Annotated in this window: 12 protein-coding genes; 7 read left to right on the forward strand and 5 right to left on the reverse strand. The window is 72.1% G+C overall.

Annotated elements, in window-relative coordinates; genetic code table 11:
* The first annotated feature begins 3 nt into the window (after positions 1-3).
* The gene (locus tag ACIBLC_RS12475) at positions 4-351 is read left to right on the forward strand and encodes a tetratricopeptide repeat protein (protein WP_399210819.1); all 348 of its coding nucleotides are present in this window, start codon (positions 4-6) and stop codon (positions 349-351) included.
* 197 nt (positions 352-548) lie between these two features.
* Here ACIBLC_RS12475 and ACIBLC_RS12480 read toward each other — a convergent pair whose 3' ends face one another.
* On the reverse strand, positions 549-1,388 hold the full coding sequence (locus ACIBLC_RS12480; protein WP_399210820.1) for an SDR family oxidoreductase: 840 nt from the start codon (positions 1,386-1,388) through the stop codon (positions 549-551).
* Positions 1,389-1,607: 219 nt separating this feature from the next.
* Between ACIBLC_RS12480 and ACIBLC_RS12485 the strand changes: the two genes are divergently transcribed.
* Positions 1,608-2,507 carry a helix-turn-helix transcriptional regulator gene (locus tag ACIBLC_RS12485; protein ID WP_399210821.1) on the forward strand — a complete coding sequence of 300 codons (900 nt, stop codon included), beginning with the start codon at positions 1,608-1,610 and terminating at the stop codon, positions 2,505-2,507.
* A 59-nt stretch (positions 2,508-2,566) separates the two neighbouring features.
* On the opposite strand, the gene ACIBLC_RS12490 is transcribed toward ACIBLC_RS12485, so the two are convergent.
* Positions 2,567-3,991: a PepSY-associated TM helix domain-containing protein gene (locus ACIBLC_RS12490; protein ID WP_399210822.1), complete on the reverse strand. Its 1,425-nt coding sequence runs from the start codon at positions 3,989-3,991 to the stop codon at positions 2,567-2,569.
* A gap of 205 nt (positions 3,992-4,196) precedes the next feature.
* Between ACIBLC_RS12490 and ACIBLC_RS12495 the strand changes: the two genes are divergently transcribed.
* Positions 4,197-4,853 (forward strand): peptide deformylase, encoded by a 657-nt coding sequence (locus ACIBLC_RS12495; RefSeq protein WP_399210823.1) that lies wholly within the window; start codon positions 4,197-4,199, stop codon positions 4,851-4,853.
* Between the two features lie 157 nt (positions 4,854-5,010).
* Here ACIBLC_RS12495 and ACIBLC_RS12500 read toward each other — a convergent pair whose 3' ends face one another.
* On the reverse strand, positions 5,011-6,444 hold the full coding sequence (locus ACIBLC_RS12500) for a dihydrolipoyl dehydrogenase family protein (RefSeq protein WP_399210824.1): 1,434 nt from the start codon (positions 6,442-6,444) through the stop codon (positions 5,011-5,013).
* A 120-nt stretch (positions 6,445-6,564) separates the two neighbouring features.
* On the opposite strand from ACIBLC_RS12500, the gene trxA reads away from it, so the two are divergent.
* Entirely contained in the window at positions 6,565-6,942 is a 378-nt protein-coding gene (gene trxA / locus ACIBLC_RS12505) for a thioredoxin (RefSeq protein WP_399210825.1), read from the forward strand.
* 147 nt (positions 6,943-7,089) lie between these two features.
* On the opposite strand, the gene ACIBLC_RS12510 is transcribed toward trxA, so the two are convergent.
* Positions 7,090-8,268 carry a 4-hydroxybenzoate 3-monooxygenase gene (locus ACIBLC_RS12510; RefSeq protein WP_399210826.1) on the reverse strand — a complete coding sequence of 393 codons (1,179 nt, stop codon included), beginning with the start codon at positions 8,266-8,268 and terminating at the stop codon, positions 7,090-7,092.
* Positions 8,269-8,316: 48 nt separating this feature from the next.
* Positions 8,317-9,351, reverse strand: coding sequence for a LacI family DNA-binding transcriptional regulator (locus ACIBLC_RS12515; protein ID WP_399210827.1), 1,035 nt, complete (start codon positions 9,349-9,351; stop codon positions 8,317-8,319).
* A 183-nt stretch (positions 9,352-9,534) separates the two neighbouring features.
* Between ACIBLC_RS12515 and ACIBLC_RS12520 the strand changes: the two genes are divergently transcribed.
* From ACIBLC_RS12520 to ACIBLC_RS12530, 3 genes are all read left to right on the forward strand, one after another.
* Complete coding sequence (locus tag ACIBLC_RS12520) at positions 9,535-10,971, forward strand: amidase (RefSeq protein WP_399210828.1); 1,437 nt, start codon at positions 9,535-9,537, stop codon at positions 10,969-10,971.
* 47 nt (positions 10,972-11,018) lie between these two features.
* Entirely contained in the window at positions 11,019-11,243 is a 225-nt protein-coding gene (locus ACIBLC_RS12525) for a hypothetical protein (protein ID WP_399210955.1), read from the forward strand.
* Positions 11,244-11,396: 153 nt separating this feature from the next.
* A complete protein-coding gene (locus ACIBLC_RS12530) occupies positions 11,397-12,887 on the forward strand; it encodes an SPFH domain-containing protein (RefSeq protein ID WP_399210829.1) in 1,491 nt (496 codons plus the stop codon).
* The last annotated feature ends 31 nt before the right edge of the window (positions 12,888-12,918 follow it).

The raw sequence follows: 12,918 nt of genomic DNA on the forward strand, positions 1-12,918 counted from the left end.
GCAGTGGACACGAAGTACTACGACCACGGGACGGCCGCGGAGCGCTGGGAGCGGGCGCGGATGTTCTTCGACGCCAGGGACTACACCGCCGCGGCGCGGGTGCTGGGTGGCTTGGTCGAGGAGGTGCCGGAGCAGGTGGGACCCCGGCTGCTGCTGGCCCGCTCCTACTACCACTCGGCTCAACTGCGCCGCGCCGAGACCGAGTTGCGGGCGCTCGTGGAGCTCGACCCCGTCGAGCACTACGCCCGGCTGATGCTCGGGCGCACCCTTGAGCGCCAAGGCCGGTCCACGGAGGCGGAGCAGCACCTGCGGATCGCCTCGGCTCTCGCGGGCGACTTCGAGCAGGTGTAACCGCCGGTCGCCGAAGCGGGCGCAGCTGCCTGTCGGCACGGTAGATGCAGATGTAGCGGACGACGCCGCCAAAGAAGGCCGGTCACCACGGTGACCGGCCTTCTCGCGTGCGCCCTCGGCGGGTTCCACTCCCCCGGCCCGGCGTTGAAACGGCCGACCTGAGCGGCACCGGCATTGGAGCGGACCCCTCCGGAGGGTCACCCGGCGGGTTTCGCCGCCGCCACCGAGTGGGCGACGTCGCGATGAACCTCGTGCTCGGCGAGCCGGGCGGTAAGTGCGGCGTGGACGTCCTCGTAGGTGTCGGGGCCGAGCGGCAGGCGGAGCGGGGTCGCGTCGGAGTCGACGAGGTCGATCATCGCGGTCGCGATCTTCTCCGCGCTGTTGGGCACCGGGAAGGCCCCGTCCGCGAATGCCTGCCGGGTGTGACCCGCGGGGGTGTTCGCGTAGGCGGGCATCGGTGGTGCGGTGTCGAGCGAGCTGCCGAAGCCGGTGGGGGTCGCACCCGGCTCGATGATGGTCAGGGCCGTGCCGAACGGAGCGATCTCGCGGGCGATGGTCTCGCAGAACCCTTCGATGCCCCACTTGGAGGCGTGGTAGTAGCCCAGGCTCGGATAGGTCGTCTGACCGCCCGCGGTGGAGACCTGCAGGATGCGGCCCCGGCCCTGGGCGCGCAGGTGCGGCAGCGCGGCGCGGATGACATGGATCGAGCCGAGCAGGTTGGTGTCGACGACCCGCCGGATCTGCTCGTCGGACGCCTCCTCGACGGAGGCGAGCAGGCCATAGCCGGCGTTGTTCACGACGACGTCGATCGTGCCGAGGGCCTCGAACGCCTCGTCGACGACACGACGTACACACTCGGCGTCGGTGACATCGAGCCGGGCCGTCCATAGCCGGTCACCGTGCTCGGCGCGGAGATCGTCGAGCGCCTCGGGCCTGCGGAGTGTGGCGGCGACACGGTCGCCACGGGCCAGGAGGTGCTCGGTGAGCAGCCGCCCGAACCCCGAGGAGGTGCCGGTGATGAACCAGGTGGTGGTCATGGTGTTTCCCTCGCTGGGTCCTGTCCGGTGCTCGGGCCCTCGTGCGGAACCCGGCTCCGGAGTGACCGGCCGGGGCGTGTAGGTCCTCGCTCCCGCCGGGCCCCGGGTTTTCCGGGGCAGGCACCATGCAACGGGAGCCGGCCGTGAAGGGGGAGTCCCCGCTGTGAGGGGTACTGGCAGGGTCCCCCACCCGTCGCGCCGCCTGCCTACCCTGTCCTCATGGACAACCGGGATGCCGTCAGCGCCTTCCTCCGTTCCCGACGCGACAGGATCAGCCCCGAGCAGGCGGGTCTGCCGGTGTACGGCCAACGCCGGGTGGCCGGACTGCGCCGGGGCGAGGTCGCCACGCTCGCCGGGGTGAGCGTCGAGTACTACACCCGCCTGGAGCGCGGGAACCTCAGAGGGGTCTCCGACAGCGTCCTTGACGCCCTCTCACGGGCGTTGCGGCTGGACGACACCGAGCGCATGTACCTGTACGACCTCGCCCACGCGGCGGGACCGGCGCCCGAGGCGCGGGCCCGGAAGCGGGCGGTCCGGCCGACGGTGCGACCGAGCGTGGCGCGGATCGTCGAGGGGATGCCGGGGCTGCCCGCGTGCGTGATGAACAGCCGCCTCGACGCACTGGCCGCCAACCCGCTGTGCCGCGCGCTGTATTCGGAGATGTACGCCGACCCGACCTGCGGGGCGAACGTCGCCCGGTTCTCGTTCCTCACCCCCGCGGCCAGGCGGTTCTACGTCGACTGGGAGCACATGGCCCGCTTCGCCGTGGGCGCGCTGCGTATCGAGGCGGGGAAGAACCCCTACGACCGGGAACTGTCGAACCTGATCGGTGAACTCTCCACCCGCAGCGAGGCCTTCCGGGTGATGTGGGGCTCCCAGGACGTGCATGTCTTCCGCCAGAGCACGAAACGCCTCAACCATCCGGTCGTCGGTTTCCTGGAGGTCGATCAGGAGACCATGAACCTGCCGGACGAGAGCGGCCTGAGCGTGCTCGTCTACAGCGCGCCCCCCGGAACCGCCACCGAGGACGGCCTGAAGCTGCTCGCCAGCTGGTCCGCCACGACGGGCCGGGAGCAGGCCGCGGAAGCCACGGACGAGCCGTCGCCCCGGCAGCCCTGACCCGCCCGTCCTCAGACGCGGTACGCAGGACGTGGGACACGGGCGACGAGCAGGCACGGTCACGTCGCCTGGCCGCTGCCGTACGTGCGTTTCCCCCTCCGGTGCGCGATCTCACCGAGCAGTACGTCCACGCCGATGAACACGGCCAGCGGGATACCGAGCAGCGGGACGAAGTAGCCCAGCACGGCGATCGTCGCCATGGCGGGGACCAGGATCTGCGGCGGGACCTGCTGCCAGGCGCCGCGCGGGACGGGACGGCCGAACGCGGAGGCCCGGCCGCGCAGCCACCACATGCGGTAGCCCAGGACGATCAGCAGGATCAGCGAGGCCGCGAGGGCCATCAGGACGATCTGGTTGGCGAGGCCGAAGAGGGAACCGGTGTGCAGGTCGATGCCCCAGCGGGTCAGTTTGGCGAGCAACGGGTACTCGGCGAAGCGGAGTTCGTCGGTGACCTCGGCGGTCGCGGGGTCGACGGCCACCGCGTCCTGCTTCTCGGGCCAGCTTCGCTGGACCTGCTTGACGACGTACGCGGACTCGGCGTCGGCGGGCGGGGTGATCTCGACCGGATCGCCGAGGCCCTTGGCGCGGGCGGCGGCGAGGATCGCGTCGATTCCCGCGCCCTCCGCCGAGTCACCCGCTCCGTCCGCCGTATCACCCGTACCGGCCGCGGCGCCGTGCTCCGCGTGCTCGCCGCCCGCGGCCGTGGACACCGAGGGGGTGGAGTGGCCGAGCGAGGTCCTGAGGACGTCGATGTTGGCACCGGCGTACGTCGACCAGGTCAGGCCCGTCGCCGAGAGGAAGATGAAGCCGATCGCCGCCCAGACACCGACCGTGCCGTGCAGTCCCAGGGTGCGGCGGCGCCCGCTCGTCCCACGCAGCTTGCGCTGCGCGCGTCGGCGCACGAACCACAGCACCAGCCCGCCGCTCGCGATGACCCACAGCCAGCTGGCGGCGAGTTCGCTGTAGAGACGGCCGTTGTCTCCGAGGTGCAGGTCACGGTGGAACTCGTCGATCCAGGTGCGCACCGGGAGCGCGCCGGAGGAGCCGTACTGCTCCAGGGACCCGCGCACCTTCGCGGTGTACGGGTCGACGAAGACGGCGAGGGAGTGTGTGGCATCGATGCCGGGGGCGCCCGAGAGCAGGACCCGGGTCGTCGCGTCGGCCTCCGGTGAAGGACGTACGGCCGAGATCGTGCCCTCGGGGTGGGCCTCGCGGGCGGCGGCGATCTGCTCGGAGATCGGCAGCTTCTCGTCGCCGACCGGGACGGTCAGCTCATGCGAGTAGATGATCTTCTCGGCCTGGAACGAGGCGGCGTACAGGAAGCCTGTGGCCGCGGCGACCAGCAGGAACGGGGCGACGAGCACTCCCGCGTAGAAGTGCAGGCGCAGCACCAGGGGGCGCAGCGAGGACCAGCCTCTTCGGGTGGGCGCCGGGGTGGCGGACCGCGGGGACTCGTCCGTCGTGATCGGGGGAGCGGTGGACATCGGCGGGTTTCTCCGGTCGGGCAGGGGACGGGCTCGGGCCGTGGGCCGGGAGTGGGGGGTCCCTTGACCGGTGGCGGTCCAGTAGTCGGGGCACGGGGGTGCGGAGTTCCCGGACGCATGGGTGACGTGCGTCACTTTCGGGAAGGTGGGGGAACTCGCACTGCGCCGCCTCGCACCGCACCCGCCCGCTTGGCATCCTGGCGGGATGGCATTCGAACGTGATCCCAGCGCCGCCCGCTCCCTCAGTGACCAGATCGAGGAACTCCTGTCCCACGAGGGCCCCTTGCCGATCGTGGCCGCCGGCGACCCGGTGCTGCGCCGTGCCGCCGAGCCGTTCGACGGTCAACTGGACGTGGGGCTGCTGGCCCGTTTCGTCGCCGCCCTGCGCGCGACGATGCATGCGGCACCGGGTGTCGGCCTCGCGGCGCCGCAGGTCGGGGTGGCACTGCGGCTCGCGGTCATCGAGGACCCGGCACCGGTGTCCGAGGAGGTGCGGCTGGCACGCGGGCGCGTCCCCCAGCCGTTCCGGGTGCTCGTCAATCCGTCGTACGAGGGGATCGGCGCCGGCCGTGCGGTGTTCTTCGAGGGCTGTCTGAGCGTGCCGGGCTGGCAGGCCGTGGTGCCCCGGCACACCGAGGTGCGGCTGCGCGCGCTGGACGAGGACGGGAACGCGGTCGACGAGGTGTTCACGGGCTGGCCCGCGCGGATCGTCCAGCACGAGACGGACCACCTGGACGGCGTGCTCTACCTCGACCGGGCCGAGACGCGCTCGCTGTCCTCGAACCAGGCGATGGCGGAGCGCTGGGCGCAGCCGACGCCCGACGAGGCGGCCTCCGCCCTCGGCTTCACGCTGCCGAGCTGAACCGCTCCGGCCGCCTCGGAGGGAGTGGCGCCCGACCGAGGCGCTCCGGCCGCCGCAGGCGCGCCCGCCGAGACTCGCCGGAAGTAGCCCGGCCGAGCCACTCCGGCCGCCTACGGCAGGGTGCCCCGGGCGAGGGCACCCTGCCGGCCGGTCGGGGCTACGCGTCCCGGTAGGCCTCCAGCAGCCGCAGCCACACCTCGCTCACCGTCGGGTAGGACGGGACCGCGTGCCACAGGCGGCCGATGGGCACCTCGCCGGCGACGGCGATGGTCGCCGAGTGGATCAGTTCGCCCACTCCGGGGCCGACGAAGGTGACGCCGAGGACGATCTCCCGGTTGATGTCGACGATCATCCGCGCCTTGCCGCGGTAACCGTCCGCGTACAGTCCGGCGCCGGACACCGAGGACATGTCGACGTCCACGGCGCGGACCCGGTGGCCCGCCTGCTCTGCCTCGGCGAGGGAGAGGCCCACCGCGGCGGCCTCCGGGTCGGTGAAGACGACCTGAGGTACGGCCGCGTGGTCGGCGGTCGCGGCGTGGGCGCCCCAGGGGTCCGTCTCCAGGAGCGGTACGCCGGCCGCGCGGGCGGCGATGGCGGCGCCCGCGATCCGGGCCTGGTACTTGCCCTGGTGGGTGAGGAGCGCACGGTGGTTGACGTCGCCGACCGCGTACAGCCACTCGCTGCCGGTCACCCGGAGGCTGTCGTCGACCTCGAGCCAGGAGCCCGCCTCCAGACCCACCGTGTCGAGGCCGAGGTCGTCGGTGCGGGGCGCGCGGCCGGTCGCGAAGAGGATCTCGTCGGCCTCCAGGCGCTCGCCGGTGTCCGTCAGGACGACCACGGTCGAGCCCTCACGGCTCACCGCGGTCACCGAGATGCCGGTGCGCAGGTCGGCACCCGCCTCCCGGAGGCCTTCGGCCACCAGTTCCCCCGCGAAGGGTTCCATGCGGGGCAGCAGGCCCTTGCCACGGACCAGGACCGTGACCTGGGAGCCGAGGGCCTGCCAGGCCGTGGCCATCTCGACGGCGACCACACCGCCGCCGACCACGATGAGCCGGCCCGGCGCGGCCTGCGCGCTGGTGGCCTCGCGGCTGGTCCAGGGCTTGACCTGGGCGAGTCCCGGCAGGTCGGGGAGCAGGGCGCGGGTGCCGGTGCACACGGCGACCGCGTGCCGGGCGGTGAGCACCTTCCGCTCGCCGTCCGGCCCCTCGACCGTGACCGTGCGCGGCCCGTCGAGCCGCCCGTGTCCGCGGTACAGGTCGGCGCCGATGCCGTCCAGCCAGCCGATCTGGCCGTCGTCTTTCCAGTTCGAGGTGAAGTAGTCGCGGCGTGCGAGGACCGCGGAGGCGTCGAGGGGGCCTTGCACGGACTGGCTCAGTCCGGGCATGCGGCGGGCGTCGGCGCGGGCGATGACCGGGCGCAGCAAGGCCTTGCTGGGCATGCAGGCCCAGTAGGAACACTCGCCGCCGACCAGTTCGCTTTCCACGATCGCGGTGGAGAGGCCGGCCGCGCGGGCGCGGTCTGCGACGTTCTCCCCCACGGGCCCGGCACCGAGCACCACGACGTCGTACGCGATGGATTCCGTTTCCGTCATGGGGTCAGTCTGGTTCCTGGTGCGTTCGGTGGCCACACGGGGTATGCGCGCGGAATACGGCACCGGTATGCGGCGTTGTGCGAACCGGCACGATCCGACGCGAGAATCAGGGAGACACGCATGAGCAGCACCGTGGAACTCACCAAGGAGAACTTCGACCAGACGGTCAAGGACAACGAGTTCGTCCTGATCGACTTCTGGGCATCCTGGTGCGGGCCGTGCCGTCAGTTCGCCCCGGTCTACCAGAAGGCCGCCGAGGCCAACCCCGACCTGGTGTTCGCCAAGGTCGACACGGAGGCGCAGCCCGAGCTGGCCGCGGCCTTCGACATCCAGTCGATCCCGACGCTGATGATCGTCCGCGACCAGGTCGCGATCTTCGCCCAGCCGGGAGCACTCCCCCAGGCCGCTCTGGACGACGTCATCGGCCAGGCCCGCAAGCTGGACATGGACGAGGTCCGCAAGTCCGTCGCCGAGCAGCAGGCGCAGGCCGGCCAGTAGGCCCCGCGCGCACCATCGGATCGGATCGCGATGGCGCGGCAGAGGGTACGGCGGCCATGCCGTCGGCCCTCCGGCCGGTCGCGGAGCATGAGCACGGCATCGGTATCGGTATCGGTATCCGCACCAGCATCGGCATCGGCGCCGACATCACAGCGGCAGAGGTAATCCCGTGTAGTTCGCGGCCAGTTCGGCGGCCGCGGAAGGGGAGACCGTGATCCGGCGCAGACGTGCGAGCTGCACACGGTGGTCGAAGGGATCCCCGTCCGGCCGGGCGTGCAGCATCCTGGTCATGTCGTACGAGAAGCGGGTCGCCTGCCACACTCTTTCGAGGCACAACTCCGAGTAGCGGTCGAGGAGTTCAGTCGATCCGGTACGGTGCAGCGCCGCGAAACCGCGCGCCAGCACCCGGACGTCGGACACCGCGAGGTTGAGCCCCTTGGCACCGGTGGGGGGCACGATGTGAGCCGCGTCCCCGGCGAGGAAGAGCTGGCCGTGGCGCATCGGCTCGTGAACGTAACTCCGCATCGACGTCACGGACTTGGACGCGATGGGCCCCCGCTCCAGCCGCCAGTCGCCGTCGATGGCGAACCGCGCGGCGAGTTCGTCCCAGACGCGCTCGTCGGGCCAGTCCTGGACATCGGTGTCGTTCGGGACCTGGAGATACAGCCGCGACACCGACGGTGAACGCATGCTGTGCAGCGCGAAGCCCCGGTCGCCGCGCGCGTAGATCAGCTCCTCGCAGGAGGGCGGCACATCGGCGAGAATCCCGAGCCAGGAGTAGGGATAGACGTGCTCGTAGGTGCGGCTCACCGCGGCCGGGAACGCCTGACTCGCGATGCCGTGAGAGCCGTCGCAGCCCACCACGTAGTCGCAGCTCAGGGTCTCCTCGCGCCCCTCGTGCACAAAGCGCACCAGAGGCGCGTCGCTCTCCGGCTTCTCCACGCCGATCGCCTCTGCCCCGAACAACAGCGGTGGCCCTTCGGCGAGTTGGAGGGCGGTGAGGTCCTTCACGATCTCCGTCTGGGCGTAGATCGTCACGGTGCGGCCGCCGGTGAGGGCGGGGAAGTCGAGGTGGTGGCGTTCGCGGTCGAAGCGCAGCTCGATGCCCTGGTGGATCAGGCCCTCGGCGTCCAGCCGGTCGGCGGCGCCGCACTCGCGCAGCGCGTCGACCGTGCCCTGCTCCAGCATTCCGGCACGCTGGCGCTGCTCGGCGTACGCCCGCGTCCTGCTCTCCAGGACGACACAGTCGACGCCCGCCCGGTGCAGCAGCCGGGCCAGCAGCAGACCCGCGGGACCCCCGCCGATGATGCCGACCGTGGTCCGCATGACGTGCCTCCGTGTCCGATCCAGCCGGGGAACAGTCCCCAGCCTCTCTCAGCTCGACTCGCGGTGCACAACCCTCGCCCCCAGCACCTCGTGCGTTTCGGGTGCGAGACCGGGCTCGCGCACCACGCGGTCCACCAGCTCGGCGAGGTCGCGTCCGGACGGCAGCTCGATGTGCACGGTGCTCAGCCGGGGCCGCAGCAGACGGCCGAGCATCAGGTCGTCGGCGCCGATGACGGCCGTCTCGTCCGGGATGGCGACGCCCTCGTCCTGGAGGGCGCGGGCCAGCAGCATCGCGTACTCGTCGTTGTACGCGAACACGGCGTCGAGATCGAGGGAGCGCCAGCGTGCCGCCAGACGGGCGGCGGCCTGCTCCTCGTACGCGAGCGGCAGCTCGGTCACGGTCGCGCCGGTGCCGTGCAGGGCGCGCCGTACGCCTTCGAGGCGCGGCTCGGAGAAGATCTCCAGGCCGGCTTCGCGGGGCACCACGACGCCCACGCGGCGACGGCCGCGGGCCACCAGGTGGGCGCCCGCGCAGTTGCCGACCCGTTCGTGGTCCATGAGCAGCGCGTGCGCGCCCTCGATGCGCTCGGGGCCCATCGTGACGACGGCCCGGGCACCGGAGCGCTTGAGGACGGCCACGCCCTCCGGGCCGAGCTTGCTGCCGGGCACGAGTACGGCCACCGGCCGAAGCTCGGCCCAGGCGCGGGCGGCCTCGTCACCGTGCAGACCGGCGCTGCCGTGCTGCACCACGGTGTAGTCGAGACGGCCCAGGGCCCACTGGAACTCGCTGAAGAACTGGCCGTAGAGGGGGCCGACCGGTACGGACGGCGCGGGCATCAGGACCATGCGGCTGTGACCGGCGCGCAGGCTGCGGGCGGCCGCGTGCGGGACGTACCCGAGCTCCTTGGCCGCCTCGTGGACACGGCGGCGGGTGGGTTCGCTGATCCGGACGGCGCTGGTGTTGTTGAGGACGTACGAGACGGTCGCGCGGGAGACGCCCGCCAGGCGTGCCACATCGGCACTCGTCGGCACGGGTCGTTGTGCGGGCGTTGACAAGGCGGACTGCTTCGGTATCTGCACCATGACGTGACGCATCCTTGCAGAAGCACGGCGCGCCGCTTTGCGCCGGGGCGGTTCCGGACTCCTCCGGTGGCCGGAACTCCCCCTTCCGCAAAGGGAGTTCGGCGTCCCGCACCGGCCGGCCCGTCGGGAGGTTACCGTTCGGTAGACGACGTTCTCCGGAGGTGTCCCGCGTTGGCTCCCGACATGGCTCCTGACCCTGTTCCGGACCGCGCCCCAGGTCTGGCCGAGTGCGCTCGCTCCCTCGCAGACGGCGCGGTGACCGCGCGCGAGACGGTCGAGCGGGCGTTGACCCGGATCGAGGCGACCCAGCCCTCCCTGAACGCCTTCCGCCTGGTGCGCGCCGAGGCGGCGCTCGCCGAGGCCGACGCGGCGGACCGGGAACTGGCCGCGGGGGTGCGGCGACCGCTGCTCGGGGTGCCGGTCGCGGTGAAGGACGACATGGACGTGGCGGGCGAACCGACCGCGTTCGGCTGCCCGGGCGAATTCCCGGCCCGGCCGGCGGACGGGGAGGCCGTACGCCGGCTGCGCGCGGCCGGCGCGATCGTCATCGGCAAGACCAACACCTGCGAACTCGGACAGTGGCCCTTCACCGAGGGGCCCGCCTTCGGCGCCACCCGCAACCCCTGGCACGCCGGCCACACGCCGGGCGGCTCGTCCGGCGGATCCGCGGCGGCCGTCGCGGCGGGCCTGGTCCCGGCCGCGCTGGGCTCGGACGGTGCCGGCTCGGTGCGTATCCCGGCCTCCTGGACCCATCTGATCGGGATCAAACCGCAGCGTGGCCGGATCTCGACCTGGCCGCGCCCGGAGTCCTTCCAGGGCATCACGGTCAACGGCACCCTCGCCCGCACGGTCGCCGACGCGGCCCTCCTGCTGGACGCGGCGAGCGGTCAGCACGACGGTGACCTGCACCGGCCGCCCGCACTGCGTGTGTCGGACGCGGTGGGCCGCGAGCCGGGCCGGCTGCGCATCGCGCTGTCCCTGAAGCCGCCGTTCACAGCGCTGCCCGCCCGGCTCGATCCCGCCGTACGGAAGCGGGTCCTGGCGCTCGCGGAGCGGCTGGCGGCGCTCGGGCACGTGGTGGAGGAGGCGGAGCCGAGGTACGGGCGGGTCGGGCTGTCGTTCGTCCCGCGCGCGACAGTCGGTCTCGCCGAGCGGGTGCGCGAGGTGCCACGGCCGGACCTCCTCGACCGGCGCACCCGCGACGCCGCCCGGCTGGGACGGGTACTCGGCGGAACTCCCCTCCGGCTGGCCCGCCGGGCCGAGGCCGCGCTGCACCGGCGTATCGGCGTGCTCTTCGAGTCGTACGACGTACTGCTCGCGCCGACGACCGCCGCTCCCCCGCCGCGCATCGGCTCGATGGTGAACCTGAACGGGCTGGGCACCGACCGCGCGATGATCGCCGCGTGCCCGTACGCGTGGCCGTGGAACGTGCTGGGCTGGCCCGGGATCAACGTGCCCGCGGGATTCGTGGGCGACGGTCTGCCCGTCGGCGCGCAGCTGCTCGGTCCGGCCGACAGTGAGCCGCTGCTCGTGTCGCTGGCCGCTCAGTTGGAGGCGGACCAGCGCTGGCACGAACGGTGGCCGCCGCACCGCACCGCCGCTGACTCCCCCGCGGCGTAGGGGAGTTGGTCCGGCGCACGGTGACCGGCGACGTCCGGCCGTACGCTGTGGCCATGGACGATGCGTCGATGGTCGGGTTGATGGGGCGGGTCACCGGCACGATCGGGCCCGGGCTCGTCGGCGAGGTGATCGTCCGGGTGCGCGGGGGCGCCGAGCACTTCCTCGCGTACCCCGCCCTGGCGAAGGACCGCATCGAGCCGGGCACGGTGGTGATGGTCGTGGAGTACCTGCCGCCCCGGACCGTGTACGTCTCCGCCGCATACGACAGCTGACGTGTCGAGAGCTCGTGTGTGCGCCTTTCGTCCCAGGTGAGAGCCGTATTCGTCAAGATTGCAACAAGGATCCGTCAGCTTCTGTACCCCGGCCTCGCGCAGGAGCACACTCCCTTCGTTCGGTGCCGAAAGGGCACCATCAAAAGGGGGCGTATGCCGATGGTTGTCGGCGTCGTGGCGGGGGCGGTTGTCCTCGCGCTGATCTTCATCGTGGTGATTTTCAAGCTGATGTGGCGCGTCGCGGAGCCCAACGAAGCGCTGATCATCTCCGGTTCGAAACATCGGACCGAAGGCATCGAGGAAGGCATGGGGTTCCGCATCGTGACGGGGCGCGGCACGCTGGTGATGCCCGGTGTGCAGGCGGTGCGCAAGCTGTCGCTCGATCTCAACGAGACCGAGCTGTCCGTGGACTGCGTGACCCACCAGGGCATTCCGCTCAAGGTGCGGGGCGTGGTCATCTTCAAGGTGGGCGACGACTTCGTGTCGATCGCCAACGCGGGCCGGCGTTTCCTGGACCAGCAGAAGCTGATGGCGGAGCGGGTGCACAACGTGTTCGCGGGTCATCTGCGGTCCATCGTCGGCGGGTTGACCGTCGAGGACATGATCCGTGACCGGGAGAAGCTGACCGGGCAGACGCGGGCCGCCTGCGGGACGGAGATGGAGAAGCTGGGCCTGATCGTCGACTCGCTGCAGATCCACGAGATCGAGGACCCGACCGGGTACATCAAGAACCTCGCCATGCCGCACGCCGCCGCCGTACAGCGTGACGCGCGGATCGCGCAGGCCGAGGCGAACCGGCTCGCCACCGAGGCCGAGCAGAAGGCCGCGGCCCGGATGTCGGAGGCGACCCGGGACAGCGAGATCCTCCAGGCCGGCTACCAGGCCGAGCGCGACAAGGCGTCGGCGAAGGCCCAGCAGGCCGGTCCGCTCGCGGAGGCCGCCGCCCGGCAGGACGTCGTCGTACAGCAGACACGGATCGCCGAACTCGAGGCGCAGCGCAGGGAACAGCAGCTCCAGGTGGACGTCCGCAAGCCGGCGGACGCGAAGGCGTACGAGACGCGCGCCAAGGCCGAGGCCGAGCGTGACGCGCGGATCTCCGCCGCGCAGGCCAAGGCGCGGGAGACCGAGCTCGCCGCGGCGGCCGAGGCGACCCGGGTCAAGGCGGCCGCGGCCGCCGAGGCGGAGTCGACCAAGGCGCGGGGCGCGGCCACCGCGACGGCGACCCGGGCCACCGGTGAGGCCGAGGCGGCCGCCGCCCAGGCCAGGGGACTCGCCGCCGCCGAGGCGACGCGCGCCCAGGGTCTCGCGGAGGCCGAGGCCATCAAGGCGCGGGCCGCCGCCCTCGCCGAGAACCAGGAGGCGGTGGTCGCGCAGCAACTCGCCGAGAACTGGCCGGAGATCGTCCGGGCGGGCGCGAGCGCGTTCGGCAACGTCGAGCACATGGTGCTGCTGAACGGCGCGGACGGGATGTCGGACATGTTCGCCAAGGCGCTCACCATGGGCGGCACCGGGCTGGGTCTGGCACGGCAGTTGCTCGCGTCGATGAACCAGAACGGTACGGGCGCGGACGGCGGGGCCGCGGGCGGCAACGGCGTGGTGCCGCCGCGCTCCGAGCGGGTGCCGGTGGAGCAGGACAAGGCGTGAGACCTTGAGCTTCGGGAGTACGGGAGGTTGA

Source organism: Streptomyces sp. NPDC050535, assembly GCF_044457665.1.
In the GTDB taxonomy this organism is placed as follows: Bacteria; Actinomycetota; Actinomycetes; order Streptomycetales; family Streptomycetaceae; genus Streptomyces.